At 70.9% G+C, this 18309-nt stretch carries 20 protein-coding genes; 12 read left to right on the top strand and 8 right to left on the bottom strand.

The genetic code is table 11. From position 1 onward, the window contains the following. Window positions 1–66 precede the first annotated feature (66 nt). The gene (locus AB0H56_RS20340; RefSeq protein ID WP_357165353.1) at window positions 67–960 is read right to left on the bottom strand and encodes a dihydrodipicolinate synthase family protein; all 894 of its coding nucleotides are present in this window, start codon (window positions 958–960) and stop codon (window positions 67–69) included. 71 nt (window positions 961–1031) lie between these two features. On the opposite strand from AB0H56_RS20340, the gene AB0H56_RS20335 reads away from it, so the two are divergent. Next, complete coding sequence (locus AB0H56_RS20335; RefSeq protein WP_357165350.1) at window positions 1032–1943, top strand: LysR family transcriptional regulator; 912 nt, start codon at window positions 1032–1034, stop codon at window positions 1941–1943. Window positions 1944–1971: 28 nt separating this feature from the next. Here the strand turns inward: AB0H56_RS20335 and AB0H56_RS20330 are convergent, their stop codons facing one another. The 3 genes from AB0H56_RS20330 to AB0H56_RS20320 all read right to left on the bottom strand — a co-directional run bounded on the left by AB0H56_RS20330 (window position 1972) and on the right by AB0H56_RS20320 (window position 3448). After that, entirely contained in the window at window positions 1972–2232 is a 261-nt protein-coding gene (locus AB0H56_RS20330) for a hypothetical protein (RefSeq protein WP_357165347.1), read from the bottom strand. Further along, the gene (locus AB0H56_RS20325) at window positions 2229–2516 is read right to left on the bottom strand and encodes a hypothetical protein (RefSeq protein ID WP_357165345.1); all 288 of its coding nucleotides are present in this window, start codon (window positions 2514–2516) and stop codon (window positions 2229–2231) included. The genes AB0H56_RS20330 and AB0H56_RS20325 overlap by 4 nt, the downstream gene beginning before the upstream one ends. 209 nt (window positions 2517–2725) lie before the next feature. Beyond that, entirely contained in the window at window positions 2726–3448 is a 723-nt protein-coding gene (locus AB0H56_RS20320) for a GntR family transcriptional regulator (protein ID WP_357165342.1), read from the bottom strand. 160 nt (window positions 3449–3608) lie between these two features. Between AB0H56_RS20320 and AB0H56_RS20315 the strand changes: the two genes are divergently transcribed. From AB0H56_RS20315 to AB0H56_RS20290, 6 genes are all read left to right on the top strand, one after another. Beyond that, a complete protein-coding gene (locus AB0H56_RS20315) occupies window positions 3609–4601 on the top strand; it encodes a BMP family protein (protein ID WP_357165339.1) in 993 nt (330 codons plus the stop codon). A gap of 5 nt (window positions 4602–4606) precedes the next feature. Next, window positions 4607–6184 (top strand): ATP-binding cassette domain-containing protein, encoded by a 1578-nt coding sequence (locus tag AB0H56_RS20310; protein WP_357165336.1) that lies wholly within the window; start codon window positions 4607–4609, stop codon window positions 6182–6184. Between the two features lie 110 nt (window positions 6185–6294). Beyond that, entirely contained in the window at window positions 6295–7365 is a 1071-nt protein-coding gene (locus AB0H56_RS20305; RefSeq protein ID WP_357166006.1) for an ABC transporter permease, read from the top strand. Further along, window positions 7362–8288, top strand: coding sequence for an ABC transporter permease (locus AB0H56_RS20300; protein WP_357165334.1), 927 nt, complete (start codon window positions 7362–7364; stop codon window positions 8286–8288). The genes AB0H56_RS20305 and AB0H56_RS20300 overlap by 4 nt, the downstream gene beginning before the upstream one ends. A gap of 29 nt (window positions 8289–8317) precedes the next feature. Continuing rightward, window positions 8318–9298 carry an ornithine cyclodeaminase family protein gene (locus tag AB0H56_RS20295; protein ID WP_357165331.1) on the top strand — a complete coding sequence of 327 codons (981 nt, stop codon included), beginning with the start codon at window positions 8318–8320 and terminating at the stop codon, window positions 9296–9298. Beyond that, complete coding sequence (locus AB0H56_RS20290; RefSeq protein WP_357165328.1) at window positions 9295–9771, top strand: nucleoside deaminase; 477 nt, start codon at window positions 9295–9297, stop codon at window positions 9769–9771. Before AB0H56_RS20295 ends, AB0H56_RS20290 begins: the two co-directional genes overlap by 4 nt. A gap of 41 nt (window positions 9772–9812) precedes the next feature. On the opposite strand, the gene AB0H56_RS20285 is transcribed toward AB0H56_RS20290, so the two are convergent. The 3 genes from AB0H56_RS20285 to AB0H56_RS20275 all read right to left on the bottom strand — a co-directional run bounded on the left by AB0H56_RS20285 (window position 9813) and on the right by AB0H56_RS20275 (window position 13026). Continuing rightward, window positions 9813–11174 carry an MFS transporter gene (locus tag AB0H56_RS20285; RefSeq protein ID WP_357165325.1) on the bottom strand — a complete coding sequence of 454 codons (1362 nt, stop codon included), beginning with the start codon at window positions 11172–11174 and terminating at the stop codon, window positions 9813–9815. Window positions 11175–11302: 128 nt separating this feature from the next. Continuing rightward, window positions 11303–12598 carry a DUF6596 domain-containing protein gene (locus AB0H56_RS20280; protein WP_357165323.1) on the bottom strand — a complete coding sequence of 432 codons (1296 nt, stop codon included), beginning with the start codon at window positions 12596–12598 and terminating at the stop codon, window positions 11303–11305. An 8-nt stretch (window positions 12599–12606) separates the two neighbouring features. Next, entirely contained in the window at window positions 12607–13026 is a 420-nt protein-coding gene (locus AB0H56_RS20275) for a YciI family protein (RefSeq protein ID WP_357165321.1), read from the bottom strand. A 188-nt stretch (window positions 13027–13214) separates the two neighbouring features. Here AB0H56_RS20275 and AB0H56_RS20270 point away from each other — a divergent pair, with 188 nt between their 5' ends. From AB0H56_RS20270 to AB0H56_RS20260, 3 genes are read left to right on the top strand one after another with little or no spacing between them, the layout of a single operon-like run. Next, window positions 13215–13997: a crotonase/enoyl-CoA hydratase family protein gene (locus AB0H56_RS20270; protein ID WP_357166003.1), complete on the top strand. Its 783-nt coding sequence runs from the start codon at window positions 13215–13217 to the stop codon at window positions 13995–13997. A gap of 22 nt (window positions 13998–14019) precedes the next feature. Then, complete coding sequence (locus AB0H56_RS20265) at window positions 14020–14661, top strand: LysE family translocator (protein WP_357165318.1); 642 nt, start codon at window positions 14020–14022, stop codon at window positions 14659–14661. A gap of 5 nt (window positions 14662–14666) precedes the next feature. After that, window positions 14667–15500 carry a sugar nucleotide-binding protein gene (locus AB0H56_RS20260; protein WP_357165315.1) on the top strand — a complete coding sequence of 278 codons (834 nt, stop codon included), beginning with the start codon at window positions 14667–14669 and terminating at the stop codon, window positions 15498–15500. On the opposite strand, the gene AB0H56_RS20255 is transcribed toward AB0H56_RS20260, so the two are convergent. After that, window positions 15466–16086 carry a TetR/AcrR family transcriptional regulator gene (locus tag AB0H56_RS20255; RefSeq protein WP_357165312.1) on the bottom strand — a complete coding sequence of 207 codons (621 nt, stop codon included), beginning with the start codon at window positions 16084–16086 and terminating at the stop codon, window positions 15466–15468. The genes AB0H56_RS20260 and AB0H56_RS20255 overlap by 35 nt on opposite strands. 134 nt (window positions 16087–16220) lie before the next feature. On the opposite strand from AB0H56_RS20255, the gene AB0H56_RS20250 reads away from it, so the two are divergent. Beyond that, window positions 16221–17147: a metal-dependent hydrolase gene (locus AB0H56_RS20250; RefSeq protein ID WP_280221580.1), complete on the top strand. Its 927-nt coding sequence runs from the start codon at window positions 16221–16223 to the stop codon at window positions 17145–17147. Window positions 17148–17157: 10 nt separating this feature from the next. Beyond that, window positions 17158–18309, top strand: a complete 1152-nt coding sequence (locus tag AB0H56_RS20245; RefSeq protein ID WP_357165309.1) for a hypothetical protein — start codon at window positions 17158–17160, stop codon at window positions 18307–18309.

The following is an 18309-nucleotide window of genomic DNA, read 5'->3' as shown; positions in this document are numbered from 1 at the left end:
GGTTAACAGTGGCACCTTTCCGCCGCGATGACCAGTGAAATTTTCTGTTCGTCGACGGCGCCCGGGTCAGACCGGGGCGACGGTCGCGCTCGCCGCCGCGCGCAGCGCCGCCGCAGTCGATTCCGGGGCGGCGGGCAGCAGCGGCAGGCGCACCGCCGCGCTGGGAATGAGCCCCTGCTCGGCCAGGACCGCCTTGACGACCGTGGGGTTGGGTTCGGCGAACAGAGCGGCGCCGAGCGCGTCGAGGCGATGACCGAGCGCGCGCCCCAGAGCGGCGTCGTCGGCGAGCCACGCCGCGATCAGCGCGGCGTACGCGGCGGGCGCGACATTCGCCGCCGCCAGGATCCCGCCCCGTGCGCCGAGAGCCAGCAGGGCCGAGGCGAAACGGTCGTCGCCGCACAGCACCGTCGTCGTGTCTCCGGCCCGCGCGAGCACTTCGATGCTCGCCGCGTCGACGCCACCGACCGAATGCTTGAACCCTGCGATGTTCGGGATCCCCGCGAGCCGCACGAGCGTGTCCCCGCTGAGCGGTCGCGCGGTGCGATAGGGCACGTCGTAGACGAGCAGCGGCGCGGGACTGGCCGCCGCCATGGCGGTGAAATGCGCGACCACGCCCGCCTCGCTCGGCCGGACGTAGTACGGCACCACGGCGAGCACCGCCGCCACCGGATGCCGCAGCGCGCCGACAGCACGCACGGATTCGGCGGTGGCATTGCCGCCCGCGCAGACGATCAGTGGCGCGTCACGCTCGGCGCACACGGCCGCGCAGCGATCGAGGACCTCGACGCGCTCGTCGGCGGTGAGCGCGGAGGGTTCGGCGGTGGTGCCCAGGGCGACCAGTCCGGTCGCGCCCGCGTCGAGGACCCGGCGCGCGTGCGCGTCCAGCGCGGCGGGCGCGAGGGCACCGTCGGCGGTGAACGGCGTGATCATCGGGACGAAGAGTCCGTGGAGGGAAGTCATGGGTCCATCGTCGAGCCGGACGATACATCAGGTCCAGTTCACATTCTTGACGAGGAACGTAAGCTGAACTGATGCTGGATGTCCGCAAGCTCCGCCTGCTGCGCGAACTCGCCCACCGAGGCACCATCGCCGCGGTCGCCGACGCACTGCGCTACACGCCCTCGGCCGTCTCCCAGCAGCTCACGGCACTCGAACGCGAGGCAGGGGTGTCGCTGCTCGTACGCACCGGCAGACGCGTGACGCTCACCCCCGCCGCGCAGGTGCTCGTCGAGCACACCGAGACCATCCTCGCCGCGCTCGAACGCGCCGACGCCGAATTGGCCAAGGTCGGCGACGAACTCGTCGGCACCCTGCGCATCGGCGCGTTCCCCACCGCGGCGCGCAAGCTGCTCTCCCCCGCCCTGGTCGGCTTGAGCACCGAGCATCCGCGCCTGGAGCTCACCGTCACCGAGATCGATCCCGCGAACGTGCCCGACGCCCTGCGCGCGGGCACCCTCGACATCGCCCTCACCCACGACTACGACCTCGTCCCCGCCACCCCCGACCCGGCCATCCACACCGAACCGCTGTACACCGAGACCGTCCACCTCGCCACCCGGCACCCCGCCCCGGCCGACGATCCCCTGCGTGCCCACCGCGAATCCCCCTGGATCGCGGGCACACCAGGCACCCTCTGCCACACCGTGACCGTGCGCGCCTGCCAGGCAACGGGATTCACACCCCACATCCGCCACCACGCCGACGACTTCGACACGGTCCTCGCCCTGGTCGCGGCGGGCGCGGGCACGGCCATCGTGCCCGCCCTCGCCCTGCACTCCCCGCCGCCGGGCATCGCACTGTCCCCGCTGACCACCCGTCGCCACACCCACCTCGCCTACCGCAACGGCACCGCGACCCACCCCACCCTCCGCGCCGCCCGCACCGCCCTGCTCGCCGCGGCGGGAACCGCGGACCGCAGCACCGGCGACGCCGAGACCGCTTGACGACCAACCGGAGGCCACCGGAGCTTCCCTACGAGCGCAACACGGCGGGCACGGAAGTTCGGTCGGGGTCGAAGATCGTCGTCAGAACCTTCGCATCGTGCGGTGGAGTGATGCTGATCGTGCTGTCACCTACGAAAGATATCCGTGCCGGGCAAGGTCCTTCGGACTCGATCCACACCAGCGCCTGCCTGCTGAACAGCCCACCGCGCTCCCGAAGCCAGACGCGGCAGCCGGAGTCGAAGGCGTAGTAGGGCACCACGACCACTTCATGCCGGCCGTCGGGGCTCACCGCGGTGTCCTCGACGTCGCCGTCACGACAGCGACGAACATCCGCCACACCCACTTGCGGTACCGGCTCAGCGTTGGGGCGCACACGAAGCAGAGCACGACGGCAGCCGTCCACAGCATCGGCGCCGCGGCCAGAGGGATGCCGTCGAACCGGTAGAAGCGGTCAGCCAAACCACCTCCGGGCACGGCGATGAACCACACCACGATCGCGGCGGCAAGCAACACGGGGACGGCGAGCAATCCGCCGAGCCGTGCTCGGCTGTGCATCTGATCCGCCCCGCTCACGCGCACATCCGATGCGGGCGACTCGTCCTGCTCGAGTGTTTCTCGACCAACGATCCGTCCCATCGTGCGATGTGTCTCCGTGATCCTCGTGTCCCGGACACACCGCCAGCCTATCCGTGCCTGTCTGCCGTCTGTGAGCCCGAGAAGGTCCTCCCCCGGCCATCCACGCGAAGGGGCATGAGCCGACCGTCAGCGTGGTGACTCGGACGTCAAGCCGACTTCTCCCGTTGCGGCGTGCGCTGCCGGGTGCGGGTGGCGGTGACGGGGTCGATCTCGGGCATGGACCACTGCGCGGAGAGCGCCAGGCTGGGTTCGCGGCCCGAGGCCACGTGCCGGTAGGCGATCTCGGCGGCGGCCTCGGCGTCGCCCGCGGCGATCGCGGCGTAGAGGTCCTCGTGCTCGGCGCACTGGGTGCCCGGATCGCGCTCCTTGGTCAGGTGGAACAACCAGCGCACGCGAGACTCCAAGGGGCGCAACAACGATTGCAGCAGGGGGTTGCCCGAGACCTCGACGATGCGCGCGTGGAAGCCGGCGTTGGCGGCGGCGATCGCGGCCTGGTCGCCCGCGGCGGTGGCGGCGCGCGCGGCGTCGAGTTGTTCGCGCAGTGCGGCCAGGTCGGCGGGTTCGGCGCGTTCGGCGGCGAGGCGGGCGGCCAGCACCTCGAGGCTCTCGCGGACGTCGAACAGATCGCGCACGTCGGTGACGGTGAACGGCGCGACGATCGCGCCCTGCCGCGGCACGATCACGACCAGCCCCTCCCGCTCGAGCAGCTGCAGCGCCTCACGGAGCGGGATGCGGGAGATCTCGAGTTCGGTGGCGAGGTCGCGTTCGACCAGACGCTGACCGGGGCTCAGCCGCAGGTCCACGATCCGATCGCGCAGCTCCTCGTAGGCCCTGTCCCGCAGCGATTTCTTCGCCGGTTCCTCCGCCACCACACCGTCCTTCCGCTCCTGTCCGTCTCCCACCGTAGCGGCGACTCAGGCGAGCGACCGTTTCTTACGTTTCGGTAATCCGCCCGTCATCTGCGAGCCGCAGGCTGACACTTAACGGTATACCGCTAAGCGTGCGGTTCGTCAGATCAAGGAGTACCCCGTGCACAAGTCCACTCGGCGCGCGATCGCCTTCGGCTCGGCCGCGCTGGCCGCCGCCGCCCTGCTGTCGGCCTGCGGCTCTTCTGACTCGGCCACCGTGGGCGGCAAGCTGAAGGTCGGCGTCTTCTTCCCCGGCTCGCTCTCCGACACCGGTTTCATGCAGTCGGGGTACCTCGGCTACCAGCGCATCGCCGAGGAGCTCGGCGACAAGGTGGAATTGAGCAAGGTCGAGCAGGTCGCCGCCAGCGACTACCAGCAGGCGCTGGTGCGCTTCGCCTCGACCAACGATCTGGTGATCTCCCTCGGCGGGCAGACCGACGCCGATGTCCGCAAGGTCGCCCCGCAGTTCCCCGACGTGAAGTTCGTCGAGATCGGTGGCCCCGCCGACGCGAAGCCGATGGCCAATCTCGCCTACTACGATCCGCAGCAGGCCGAGGCCGAGTTCCTCAGCGGCGCGGTCTCGGCGGCGGGCGCGAAGACCGGCACGGTGGCCTTCGTCGGCGGTGTCGAGCTGCCCGCGATCGTCAACGCCGCCACCGCCTTCGGCAACGGCGCCCGCTTCGCCAAGGCCGACGTGAAGGTCCTGACCCCGCAGTACGTGGGCGATTTCAACGATCCGGCCAAGGCCAAGCAGGCCGCGCTGGCCGACTACGGCGCGGGCGCCGGGGCGCTCGGCCAGATCGTGAACCTGGGCAAGTCGGGCATGGAACAGGCCGCGGCCCAGTCCGGCGCGACCATGGTCGGCGGACCGATTCCCGGCGACTGCTCGAACCCCGTGTACCTGGGTTACGTGCACACCGACATCGGCGCGGAGCTGGAGTACGCGGTGAAGGCGGCGCTGGACAACTCGTGGAAAGCCGAGAACGTTCGGTTCGGGCTCACCTCGCCCAACAACGGCACCGATTTCGTGCTGTGCAGCAAGGACGCCGCGGTGGCCGACGCGCTCACCAAGGCGAAGTCGGCGCTGGCCACCGGCGCGGTGAAGCCGTACTGACCGGCATGAGCACACCCGCGTTGGCCCTGCAGGGGCTTGGCAAGAGTTTCGGTGACGTGCGGGCCCTGCACGATGTGGACGTCACCGTCGAATCCGGCACCGTGCACTGTGTGCTCGGCGAGAACGGGGCCGGCAAGTCGACGCTGTGCAACCTGGTGTTCGGCGGCTGCCGACCCGATACCGGCCGGATGACGCTGGGCGGCACCGAGTTCCGGCCCGACTCCCCCGCCGCCGCGATGGCCGCCGGGGTGGCGATGGTGCATCAGCATTTCAGCCTGGTCACCACCATGACGGTCGCCGAGAATCTGCTGCTCACCCAGCGGGGCGCCCGGCTGCGCAGGCGCGAGCTGACCGACCGGCTCGACGAGATCGCCGCGCGGTACCGCCTGCGGGTCGATCTCGATCAGCGGGTCGCCACGATGCCGGTGGGCGCGCGGCAGAAGGTCGAGATCGTCAAGGCGCTGCTGCCCGACCCGTCCCTGATCCTGCTCGACGAGCCCACCGGTGTGCTCGATCCCGCCGAGATCGACGCGCTCATCGACACCTGCCGCGCCGTCGCGGCTGACGGCAAGGCCGTGGTGCTGGTGACGCACAAGCTCGGCGAGGTCGCCCGGGTCGCCGATGCCGCGACGGTGCTGCGGCGCGGCACCGTCGCCGGCGGCGGACGGATGTCGAACACCGGCATCGCGCAGCTGCTCACCGCCATGGTCGGGCGCACGGCCGCCGAGCTGGATCCGACGGTCGCCGCGACCATCGGGCTCGAACCCGCCCCCGAGCCGGAGTCCGGTCCGCGGCCCGAACGCGCCGAACCGGCGGACGACACCGCCTCGCCCGCACCGGTTCTCACCGTCGAGGCCGTCACCGTGCGTCGCGACGACGGGAGCACCGCGCTCGACGACGCGCACCTGATCGTGCGCCCCGGTGAGATCGTCGGCATCGCGGGCGTCGAGGGCAACGGGCAGAGCGAACTGCTCGCCGTCCTCGCGGGCAGCACCCCGGTGCGCGGTGGCGCCGTCCACCTCGACGGCGTCGACATCACCACCGCGACACCGGCGACCCGGACCAGGCTCGGCCTCGGCGTCGTGCCGGAGGACCGGCATCGCGACGCGATGGTGGCCGACATGACACTGGCCGAGAATCTCTTCCTCGGCCGGCTGGACCGTTTCCGCCGCTTCGGACTGCTCGACAAGCGCGCGATGGGTCGCGCCGCCGCGGCCCTGCTGGCCCGCTTCGACGTCCGCGCCGCCGGGCCGTGGTTGCGGATGGGCTCGCTCTCGGGCGGCAACCAGCAGAAGGTGGTGCTGGCCCGCGAGCTGTCGGCCGCGCGGCTGCGCTGCCTGGTCGCCGGGCAGCCGACACGTGGATTGGACATCGGCGCGGTCGATTTCGTCCTCACCCAGCTGCGCGGCGCGGCCGCCGACGGCTGCGGCGTGCTGGTGGTGTCGAGCGAGGTCCCCGAGCTGCTCGCCCTGTGCGATCGGGTGTTCGTCGCCTATCGCGGGGCGCTGACCGGACCGGTCGAGACCGCCGATCCCACAGCGGCACAACAGATCAGCGAATTGATGATGGGAGTGTCGGTATGACCGCCTCGACGCATAACCCGCTCCCCCGGCCGCCGTCGGCCGGGACCGTCGCGCGCCGGATCGACCTGCGGCGCTGGACGCACCAGCCGGTCGTGGTCGCCGCCGCGGCAATGGTCGCGGCGGGCGTGATCGGCCTGCTGCTCGCCGCCGCGGCGGGCGCCGCGCCGGGCGCGACGATGACGGCCCTGTGGGAGGGGATGTTCGGCAGCGACTACGCCATCGGCGCCTCGCTCAATGTCGCGGCCACGCTCATGCTGGTCGCGGTCGGTTTCACCATCGCGCACCGGGCCGGGCTGGTGAATGTCGGTGGCGAGGGCCAGATCTGCGCGGGCGGTATCGCCGCCACGGGCATCGGCACCACGCTGACCGGCGCGCCCGCCGCGCTCACCCTGCCCGCCGTCCTGCTCGGCGCGGCCGCGGCGGGGTGGCTGTGGGCCGCGATCGCCGCCTATCTGCGGGTCCGGCGCGGGACCAGCGAGATCATCACCACCCTGCTGCTCAACTTCGTCGGGCTGGCGATGGTCCTGCTCGTGGTGCACGAGCCGGCGTTGCTGCGCCAGCCGGTGACCTCCTCGGAGACCCTGCCGCAGTCCGAACCGCTCACCGCGGCCGCCCATCTCCCGCTTCTGGGGATCGAACGGTCCCCGGCCACCATTGCCCTGTGGATCGCCCTCGTGGCGGCCTTGGGCACCGCGATCCTGGTGCGCCACACCGCGCTCGGCACCCGGCTGCGCGCGGTCGGGCTCAATCCCGACGCGGCCGCGCGACTCGGCGTGCCGGTGCGGCGGCTGCGATTCCTCAGTCTCTCCGGCGCAGGCGCGTTCGCCGGTCTGGCCGGCGGATTGCTGGTGGCCACCGCGCCGTTCGTGCTCGCGGAGGGCTTCTCCTCCGGGTACGGCTTCTCCGGCCTGGTGGTCGGGCTGCTGGCGCGCGGCTCGCTGGCCGCGGTGGTGGCCGTCTCGCTGCTGCTCGGCTTCCTGGTCTCCGGCGGGATCAACCTGCAACTGGCGGTCGACGTCCCCGCCTCGACGATCTCGGTCGTCGAGTCGCTGATGATCGTGTTCATCGCCGGCGCCGCTCTGTGGACCAGGAGCGCGCGCGGATCCGCACCGGCCGATCCCGCGCCGAGCACCCCGGTCGACAGCACCGACACCACCGATCTGGCGGGAGCGCCCCGATGAGCCTCGACACGGTCACCGACATCGCCACCAGCGGAATCGGTTTCACCCTGCCCATTCTCGTCGCCGCCAGTGGCGAGCTGGTCAGCGAACGCGCGGGCGTGCTCAATCTGAGCCTCGAGGCGATGATGCTGACCGGCGCGTTCGCCGGCGTGCTCGGCGCCGTCGGCACCGGATCCCCGGTCCTCGGCGCACTCGCCGCCGTGGCCGCGGCGCTGATCTTCGGTGTCCTGCAAGCGATCTGGAGCATCAGGCTGCGGGCCGACCAGATCGTGGTCGGCATCGCGAGCAACGCGCTGGCACTCGGCGCCACCACCTACGGCGCGCGGCTGCTGCTCGCCGACGGTAAGGGGCACAGTGTGCCCGGCTTCGATCCCCTGCGTATCCCGCTGCTGCACCGCATCCCGGTCATCGGCTCGGCCCTGTTCGGGCAGACCGCCCTCGGCTACATGTGCCTCGCCGTCGTGGCCGTCCTGGCGGTGGTGTTCGCCCGACGGACCAAGCTCGGTCTGGTCGTCGACGCGATCGGTGAGGACGCCGTCGCCGCCGACCGCACCGGCTTGCCGGTCCGCGTGGTCCGGGCGGGCTGCGTGCTGCTGGCCGCGTGCGCCGCCGGTCTCGGCGGTGCGCAGCTGGCGCTGTCGGAGGTGCACTCGTTCAGCGACAACATGACCGGCGGCATCGGCTACCTCGCCGTGGTCGCGGTGATCGCGGGCCGCTGGCGCGCGCTCGGGGTGATCTGGGCGTCGGTGTTCTTCGGCATCGCCCAGGCACTGCAGTTCGCGCTGCCCGCCCTCGGGGTCGACGTGCCGTTCGCGGTGCTGGTGATGCTGCCCTACCTGATCGCGATCGTCGCCGTCAGCGGCCTGGTCGGCAACAGCCGCTCGCCGCGCGACCTGACCGTCGCGTTCGCCCGGACCTCCTGACCCGCACCCACTTTCGAGGAGCTGCCCCCGTGACTCTGATCCTGTCGCATTCCGATGTGACCGCCGTGCTCGACCGCGCGGAGGTACTCGCCGCGGTCGAGCGGGCCCACGCCGACCTCGCGCTCGGCACCGCGCTGGTGCCCGCGCCCCCGGCCGTGACCCTCGGCGACGCCGCCTTCGTGCCGATGGTGGCCGCCGCCGAAGCCGCGGGCGCCGCCGCGGTGAAACTGCTGGCCGACCTGCCCGCCAACCGGGAGCGCGGGCTGCCCGTCCAGCGGTCGGTGATCGTGGTGACCTCCGCCGCCGACGGCGCGTGCGAGGCACTCATCGACGGCAGGCTGGTCACCGCCGTCCGCACCGCCGCCGCAAGCGCGGTCGCCACGAAACACCTGTCCCGCCAGGACAGTTCGACGCTCGGACTGATCGGCGCGGGCGGCCTGGCCGTCGAGCACACGCACGCGATCGCCCGGGTCCGCGACCTGGAGACCGTGCTGGTCTGGTCGCGCACCACCGCGACCGTCGACCGGTTCCGCGCCGCCGTCGCCGATCTCGGCCTCGACGTGCGGGCACTGCCCACCCCGGAGGCGGTGACCCGCGCGGCCGACATCCTGTGCACGCTGACCCCCGCGCGCGAGCCGGTCGTGCACGGCGCCTGGTTCGGCGCCGGGCTGCACGTCAACGCGGTCGGCGCACCGCCACGCGCCGATCACCGGGAGGTCGACGGGGCGGCCATGCGCCGGGCGCGGGTGGTCGTAGACTCGGTCGCGACAACGCTCACCAAGTCCGGTGACACGTTGCTCGCGCTCGCCGAGGGCGCGATCACCGAGACGGCGGTGCGCACAGAACTGGGCGAGGTGATCGCGGGCCGGGCACCCGGCCGCACCGGCGACACGGACATCACCCTGTTCAACTCGGTCGGTATCGGCCTGCAGGATCTGGCCGCCGCCCGGCTGCTCATCGACAAGGCTCGCGCCAACGGCATCGGAACGGAAGTGGACCTCAGCGCATGACCGAACTCACCGACATCGACCGCGCCCACCTGCGCCGCGCCATCGACCTGGCCGCCCTCGCCGCCGAGCGCGGCGACCGCCCCTTCGGTGCCGTCGCCGTGGACCGCGACGGCACCGTCGTCGCCGAGGGCGCGAACGCGGTGAGCAGCACCGGCGACGTCACCACGCACGCCGAGCTGGTCGCGATCACCGTCGCCACCGCGGCGGGCAGGGCCGAGGATCTGCGTGGCGCCACCGTCTACGCCAGCGGCGAGCCGTGCCCGATGTGTTCGGCCGCGATGGTGTGGGCGCAGGTCGGGCGGATCGTGTTCGCCGCGGCGGCCGCCGAGTTCGGGCAGATCCTGCCCGGCGGGCCGAGTTTCACGCTCACCTGCGCGGAGCTGGTGGCCTCGTCGAATGTGCCGGTGGAGGTCAGCGGGCCGCACCTGGGCGAGGAAGCGCTGGCCGTCTTCCGGGCGGCCGCCGCACGGTGACCCGGCCCGCCGGTCGCGCGCGCCGCGACCGGCGGGCGAGGTCAGCGGGCCGCGACGGAGTCGTCCAGCTCGCCCAGTTCGCGCTGCTCCTCCAGGGCTTCCGGGGTGCCGGGCACCTGGGTCCCGCGCAGCGACATGCCCTTGGTCTCGATCAGGAAGTACGCCGCGACCAGGCCGATCGCGCAGGCGCCGAACATGTAGTAGGCCGGGAACAGGTGATCGCCGGTGGCGTCGATGAGCGCCTGGTTGATCACCGGCGCGGTACCACCGAAGATCGAGGTGGCCACGTTGTAGCCGATCGCCACGCCGGCGAAGCGCACGATGGTGGGGAACATGGCGGGGAAGGTGGCCGAGATGGTCGCCAACTGCGGCGCGTAGAGCAGACCCAGGATGGCGAAGCCGACGATGGCGCCGGTCAGCGAGGTGCCGATCAGCTTGTACACCGGGATCACCATGATCATCAGCGCCGCGCAGGAGAACAGCCACATCGGGCGCCTGCCCACCCGGTCGGAGAGCGCGCCGAGGAACGGCAGCGTCACCAGCATCGCGATCTGGCCGATCAGCGGCACCAGCAGCGCATCGGACTCCTCCATGCCGAGGGTGGAACCGAGGTAGGTCGGGGTGTAGCTCAGCAGCGAGTAGTTCACCACGTTCAGCGCGATCACCAGCCCGAACAGGGTGAGCACCGGGCGCAGGTACCTGGTCGCCAGATCGCGATAGACGCCGACCGCTTCCTCGGTCTCGTCCTTCTCGTCGACCTCGCGGAAGACCGGGGTGTCCTCCACCCGGCTCCGCAGATACATACCGATCAGGCCCAGCGGCGCGGCGATCAGGAACGGAATGCGCCAGCCCCACGACTGCATCGCCGGATCGTCGAGCACGTTCACCAGCAGCAGCGCGACGAGATTACCGAGGGTGAATCCCGCGAGCGTGCCGACCTCGAGGAAACTGCCGTAGAAGCCGCGCTTGCGGTCCGGCGCGTATTCGGCCATGAAGGTCGCGGCGCCGCCGTACTCACCACCCGCGGACAACCCCTGCACCATGCGCAGCAGGTAGAGCAGGATCGGCGCGGCGATCCCGATGACCTCGTAGCTGGGGATCAGGCCGACACACAGCGTGGACGCCGCCATCAGCACGATGGTGGTGGCGAGCACGCGCTTGCGGCCGATCCGGTCGCCCAGCGGGCCCCAGATCATGCCGCCGATCGGGCGGATCAAGAAGGAGACTGCGAAGCCGAGCAGGGTGTAGAGCACGCTCGAGCCCGCACCGTCGCCGGGGAACAACGACGCGGCGATGTAGGTCGCCAAGTAGGCGTAGACGCCGTAGTCGAACCACTCGACCGCATTGCCGATCGCCGATGCACCGATGGCCCGATGCAGCACCGATTTCGATTCCTGTGACATCCACATACCTCTCGTCGTCGCCTCTTCGGGCTACCCGGGTAGTTCGCCGAGAAAACCTTACGAGCGTGCGACGACGACCCGAATCCATCTGTTGTGCTGGGGAAATACCCTGTCGAATTCGAGGCAATCTAGCGGGCCGACGGGTCGAGGGCGCGCAATTTCCGGTCGAGCACCGCCTGTTCCGGCGCGTTGCCGCACAACCGCACGGCCTCGGTCAGCGCCTCGCGCGCCGCCGCGGTGCGGCCCAGCCGGGTGAGCAGTTCGCCGCGCACGCTCGGCAGCAGGTGCGAGCCCGCCAGCGCGCCGGCCGCGGCCAGTTCGTCCACGATCGGCAACGCGGCCGCGGGCCCGCTGGCCATCGATACCGCCACCGCGCGGTTCAGCTCCACCACCGGCGACGGCGCGAGACGGCCCAGCGCCTCGTAGAGCAGCACCACCCGCGCCCAGTCGGTCTCCGCGACCGACGGCGCGACGGCATGGCATTCCGCGATCGCCGCCTGCAGCCCGTAGGCGCCCAGACCCCGTCCGACCTGGGCCGCCTTGGCCAGCGCCGCCCGGCCGCGCTGGATGGCCGAGCGATCCCAGCGACGCCGGTCCTGCTGTTCGAGCAGGACCGGTTCGCCGTCGGCACCGATCCGGGCGGGAAACCTGGCCGCGGTCAGCTCCAGCAGCGCGAGCAACCCGAAGACCTCCGGTTCACCCGGCATCAGCCGCGCGAGTACGCGGGCCAGGCGTTGCGCCTCCCCGGCCAGGTCGAAGCGGATGAGGTCCTCGCCCGTGCTGGCCGTCGAGCCCTCGGTGAAGATCAGATAGATGACGCCGAGCACCGATCCCAGCCGGGCCCGGCGCTCGGCGGCGGGCGGCACCGCGAAGGCCACGCCCGCGGCGCCGAGGGTCTTCTTGGCCCTGGTGATCCGGGCCTGCACCGTCGCGGTGGGGACCAGGCACGCCTTGGCGATCTCGTCGCTGGTCAGACCGCCGACCACGCGCAGCGTCAGCGCTAGCCGCGCCTCCTTCGACAGCACCGGGTGGCAGGAGATGAAGATCAGCGCGAGCACGTCGTCGTCGATCTGATCGGGATCCCACAGCACGTCGCCGCCGGCACCGACCGGGTCGGCGGCCGCACCCCCGGTCAGTACGCCACCCTCACCGAGTGTCCCGGCGAGGGTGGCGTAGCGCTCATCGAGGGCGGCGCGGCGCCGGAAGGCATCGATCGCGCGCCGCCGTCCGCAGGTGAGCAGCCAGCCGGCCGGTTGCCGTGGCACGCCGTCGCGCGGCCAGGTCACCAGCGCCTCGGCCAGTGCCTCCTGCGCGAGATCCTCCGCGAGCGCGAAATCGCCGGTGTAGCGCGCGAGCGCGCCGACGATCCGCGCCGACTCGATCCGCCAGACGGCAGCCACGGCCTCCCGGCCGGAATACGGCATCGCCCGCGTCAGAGCTGACCGGTGGACTCGCGCCAGGCCTTCTCCCGCTTGATCCACTCGTTGTCCTGCGGGAACTCGTCGATCGACGGCACCCGCCGGATCTCGATCTTGGAGCCGGACCCGCCCATCGGGGCGCGCTTGGCCCATTCGATCGCTTCCTCCTTGGAGGCCACGTTCAGGATGTAGTAGCCGCCGAAGAGCTCCTTCGTCTCGCCGTACGGGCCGTCGGTGACGGTCGGCGGATCGGAGCTGTAGTCCACGATCACGGACTCCGCCGCGTCGTCGAGGCCCTCCGCGGCGACGAGCACACCGGCGTTGATCAGCTCGTCGTTGAAGCGGCCCATCGTCTCGAGCATCTGGTCGAAATCGACGTTCTCCCACTGGGCGGCGGCCTCGTCGGTGGAACGCATGATCAGCATGTACTTCATGGTCTGACTCCTCGGGTAGGTGGTGTTCGTTCATGCCTAGGTCGAACGGCGCGGCCACCGATCGACACCGATCGAGAAATTTGTTTCCCACGAGTACTGCGCAGCCTACGACGGGGCCGGGCAGACGTGATACATCTCGATCAGACCTGTCACGCGACGCGGCGGGCGGGCATGGAAACAAGGAGTCAATCGTGAGCGCAGTCCTCGTCGAACAACGCGAACATGTGCTGGTCGTCGTCATCAACCGGCCGCAGGCCATGAACGCGGTCGACGCCGAGGTGAGTACCGGGGTGGGCGAAGCGCTCGAGCGGGCCGAGGCCGACGCGACGATCCGGGCCGTGGTGCTCACCGGCGCCGGCGAGCGCGCGTTCTGCGCGGGCGCCGACCTGAAGGCCATCGGCCGCGGTCAGAACATTCTCGCTCCCGGCCACGAGGAGTGGGGCCTGGCAGGCTACGTGCGCCATCCCGTCAGCAAGCCGACGATCGCCGCGGTGAACGGCTTCGCGCTCGGCGGCGGCACCGAACTCGTCCTCGCCAGCGATCTCGCGGTCGCGGCCGAGACCGCCACCTTCGGCCTGCCCGAGGTGGCGCGCGGCCTGTTCGCGGCCGCGGGTGGCGCCTTCCGGCTGCCGGAGCAGCTGCCGCGCAAGGTCGCCATGGAGATGATCCTGACCGGCGAGCCGATCACCGCGGCACGGGCGCTCGAGCTCGGTCTGGTGAACCGGGTCGTCCCGGCCGAGCAGGTGCTCGACGCCGCGCTCGCGCTGGCGGACCGGATCGCGGCCAACGCGCCGCTGGCCGTGCAGGCGAGCAAGCGCGTGGCGCTCGGACTCGTCGACGGCAGGATCGACGACGACGCCGCCTGGGATCTCACCAACCGCGAGATCATGACCGTGGCCCGCACCGAGGACGTCCGCGAGGGCACACTCGCCTTCGCCGAGAAGCGCAAGCCGATCTGGCAGGCGCGCTGAGGCGGTTAGGCTTGCTCGGGTGGTGTCCACCCAGAGTTTGCTCGCCTTCGCCGGTCTGGCGTTCGTCCTCGTCGTGATCCCCGGTCCCAGTGTGCTGTTCACCATCGGCCGGGCGATCACGGTGGGGCGGCGCGTCGCGCTGCTGACGGTGATCGGCAACGCGGTCGGGGTCTATCTGCAGGTCGTGGCGGTCGCGGTCGGGCTCGGCGCTGTCGTGCTGGCCTCGGCCACGATCTTCACCGCCCTCAAGCTGATCGGCGCCGCCTACCTGGTGTGGCTGGGCGTGCAGGCGTTCCGGCACCGGCACGACATCGCCACCGCGCTCTCCCCCGCCGGGGAATCGGCGCGTCCCGGCGCGTGGGTGGCGCTGCGCGACGGCTTCGTCGTCGGCGTCGCCAATCCCAAGACCATCGTCTTCCTGGCGGCGCTGCTGCCGCAGTTCGTGGATCCCGCGCGGGGATCGATCGCCCTGCAGATGATGCTGCTCGGCGTCTGCATCCCCGTGTTCGGCGTGCTGCTCGACTCGGTGTGGGCGTTGGCGGCGGGGGCGGCCAGGGACTGGTTCGGCCGCTCGCCGCGCCGCCTCGCCGCGGTCGGCGGGACGGGCGGGCTCGTCATGATCGGGCTCGGCGCGTCGCTGGCACTGACCGGGCGAAAAGACTGACGCCCGTGCGGATTCTGGTTCTCGGCGCCTCGGGGTTCGTCGGCAGCGCGCTGACCGTCCAGCTCGCCCGCGACCACGAGGTCGTCGGCACGAGCAGGCGCGGGCAGGGACTCGTCCCGCTCGATCTGGCCGACGCCGAGGCCGTCCGCGCGCTCGTCGGCGGCGGGTTCGACGTCGTCGTCCACACGGCCGGACTCGTGGATCTGGCTGCCGCCCAACGGGATCCCGACGCCGCGTACGCCGCCAACGTCGCCCCGATGCCCGCGCTGCTCGACGCGGTCGACGACGCGGGGGCCAAGCTGGTGTACCTGTCGACCGACAACGTCTTCGACGGCACCCGCGAGTCCTACGACGAGACCGCGCTGCGCAGCCCGATCAACGTCTACGGCTGCACCAAGGCCTCCGCCGAGCAACGGGTCCTGCAGCGCGACGGGCACCTGGTGGTCCGGTTGCCCCTGGTGTACGGCCGCAGCCCCACCTCGGACAAGTTCCTGGCCCGCTTCACCGCACCGGTGCTCGAGGCCCGCACCGACATCATCGGCACCCCGCTCTACCTGCCCGCGCTCGCACCGCTGCTCGTCGAACTCCTCGACGAGACCGGCGTCGTCCATCTCGCCGGCCCCGAGCCGATCAGCCGCTACGACCTGATGATCCGCGTGCGCGACCGGCTGGGCGCGGCGACCCGCGTCGTGCCCACCGACCTCGATTCCGCGCCACCGGATTGCCCGCGCCCGCGCCTGCTCGTCCTGCGCAGCGTCCGCCATGCCCTCGCCGCTCCCGACGTCGAGGCGGCGCTGACCGATCTCATCGGCCCGGCGCGGACTCCGCCTGCGCGCTGATCGCGGTCCCCATCCACCGCCACAGGTAGCGCCGCAGCTCGTCGTCGGTGCGCGGCGGATGCCCCGGCGACAGGAAGAACGACTGCATGGTCCGCAGCGCGTACTCCACGAGATCGCTCAGCGCGAAGTCGTCGTAACCGTGTGCCGCCCAGTCGACGTCGAAGCGGCGGATCATCGTCATGCCGAAGGCCTGCGCCTCGTCGGAGGTGAGGCTGTCGGTGTGCAGGTTCGAGTACGAACTCGACAGCAGGATGCCCAGGTGCGGGGTCCGGCGGACCTCGGTCAGGGTGTAGACGACGGCTTCGATCATCGCGGCGGCGGGGTCGTCGAGTCCGCGCACGTGCGCGGTCAGCCGGTCGAGGAAGCCGTCGACCGAGGCGATCGCGGCCGCCGTCATCAGCGCGTCCGCGCTGGGGAAATACCGGTACACGGTCTGGCGGATCACCCCGAGCGATTCGGCGACGTCGGCGATGCTGATCTCCGCCCCGGTCCGCCCGATGAGTTCCACCGCCGCCGCGATGATCCGGCACGAGGCCTCCGCATCGTCCTTCGGCGGACTGCCACCCCATCCACGTCTGCGCGCCACCGGGTGGACGCTAGCACAAACCCCTGGTCACGGCCGATTCGGCGAAAGTGACCATACACACGAAGCCTTCTTTGTATGATTGCCGCATCCGACCCGAGCGGCAGGCGCACGCCCGAACAACGAGGTATCCCACCGTGACCGACCTTCACGTCCGCAAGATGGACTTCGCCTTCTCCGACTACGACGTGCCGTTTCTGTGGAACCCGCAGAACCCGGCGTTCTCCTCGATGGCCAATGCCGTCTCGTTCCTGGCGATCGGCTTCGAGAAGATGATCGTGCAGCTGATCACCCAGGCGAAGCCGCAGATCACCGATCCCGAGGTGGCCGAGGAGGCCGACGCGTTCATGCGTCAGGAGGGCCAGCATTCGACCGCGCACCGCCAGCACGTCAAGGCGCTGATCCGCCGCTACCCCGGCCTGCAGCAGACCCTCGACGCGGTGATCGCCGAATTCGACAAGCTCACCGCGAGCACCCCGGTCAAGTACCGCCTCGCCTACACCGCCGACCTCGAGGCCACCTTCACCCCGGTGTTCAAGCTCATGCTCGACAACGACAAGAGCCTGTTCGCCCCCGGCGACGACCGGGTGGCCTCGCTGTTCATCTGGCACTTCGTCGAGGAGGTCGAACATCGCAGCTCCGCGCTGATCATCTTCAACTCCGTGGTCGACAGCGAGATGTACCGGATGCGCGTGGCGCCCTCGATCTTCCGGCACGTGCTGCAGGTGATCCGGGTGGCCTGCGAGGGCTTCAACGAGCATGTGCCACTGGCGGATCGGCAGGTCGACGCGCTGTCGATGTTCGCCAACTACCGCCGCGGCCAGACGCTGCGCCGCTGGCTGCCGGGTCTGCGCCCCGCCGACAACGGCACCATGCCGCGCGCGTTCGACGATCTGGGCCTGGGCGAACAGCTCGTCGCCCTGGTCGGCATCATCCGCAGCCAGATGCCGCGGCACAATCCCGCGCACGAGAATCTGCCCGCGCTGGCCGACGAGTGGTTCCGCCGCTACGACGAGGGCTACGACGTGACCCGGTGGTACACCGCCGATTCCGTGAATTCCTAGGAGCTCGATCATGGCCGAGCACTGCTCACCCACCTTCGCCGACCTCGCCACCCAACTCGGCTTCTCCTGCGCGGAGGCCGGCGGCCTCGTCGAGTTCCGCAGTCCGTTCGCCCTGGAGAACTGGACGCTGCCGGTCCTGGAGCTGACCATCATCGTCGGGGCCGTGCTGGCCCTGTGGTTCGCGATCGTCCGCCTGCGCCGCCACGGCGACCCCACCAACCTGGTGCTGTGGTTCGGCGCGACGGCCTATCTGTTCGTCATCGAACCCCCGCTGTACTTCCCCGCGGCGTTCGGGATCGAGGACCACGTCGACACGATGTTCGCGCACAACGTGTTCACCGTCGACTTCCTCTGGGGACGGTTACCGCTCTACATCGTCGCGATCTACCCGCTGATGGCGACGATGGCCTTCGGACTGGTCCGGATGCTCGGCGTCTTCCGGCAGTACGGCGTCCTGATCGGCGCCGCCTGTGTCGGCTTCGTCCACCACGCCTTCTACGAGATCTTCGATCACCTCGGCCCGCAGCTGCGCTGGTGGGAGTGGACCGTCGAGAATCCGATCAACCAGCCCATGTTCGATTCGGTGCCGATGGGCAGCGTGGTCGTGTTCGCGGCGCTGTGGCCGATGTCGCTGGCCTTCTGCGTGCAGTACTTCGTGGGCAGGCACGTCGACGACGGCAGGCATTTCAGCGGCGTCGAATTGACCTGGCGCACCGTGGTCATCGGCCTGCTCGCCTCGGTCGGCACGTTCCTGCTCCCGCTCCCGGCGACGGTGATCGGCCTGGCGGGCGACACCGTCCGCGGCGTCGTCTACGCGCTCGAACTGCTGACGATGTCGGTGGTGGCCGTGGTGGCGATGACGCGGCAATGGCGGCGACTGCGCGCCGGGTCCGGATCCGCCCCGGGGTACGTCGATCGTTTCGTCCAGATCTACACCGTGGTGTATCTGGTCGTGTTCGCGGCGCTCTGGATCGCGTCGCTGCCCGACTTCTTCGACGCCGTCGACGGCCGCACCGCCAACGGCGATCCGATCGGCAACCTCTGGTACACGCTGGCCTGCTTCGCGGTGGCGATCCTGTCGGTCCTCGCGACCTGGACGCTCCCCCGCCCCGTGGCCGCGGCGGCCGAGCCGGTCCCGGAGCGCACGACCGTCACCGGCTGA

Source organism: Nocardia sp. NPDC050717, assembly GCF_040654275.1.
GTDB lineage: Bacteria > Actinomycetota > Actinomycetes > Mycobacteriales > Mycobacteriaceae > Nocardia.
This window is presented reverse-complemented; position numbering and strand designations above follow the sequence as displayed.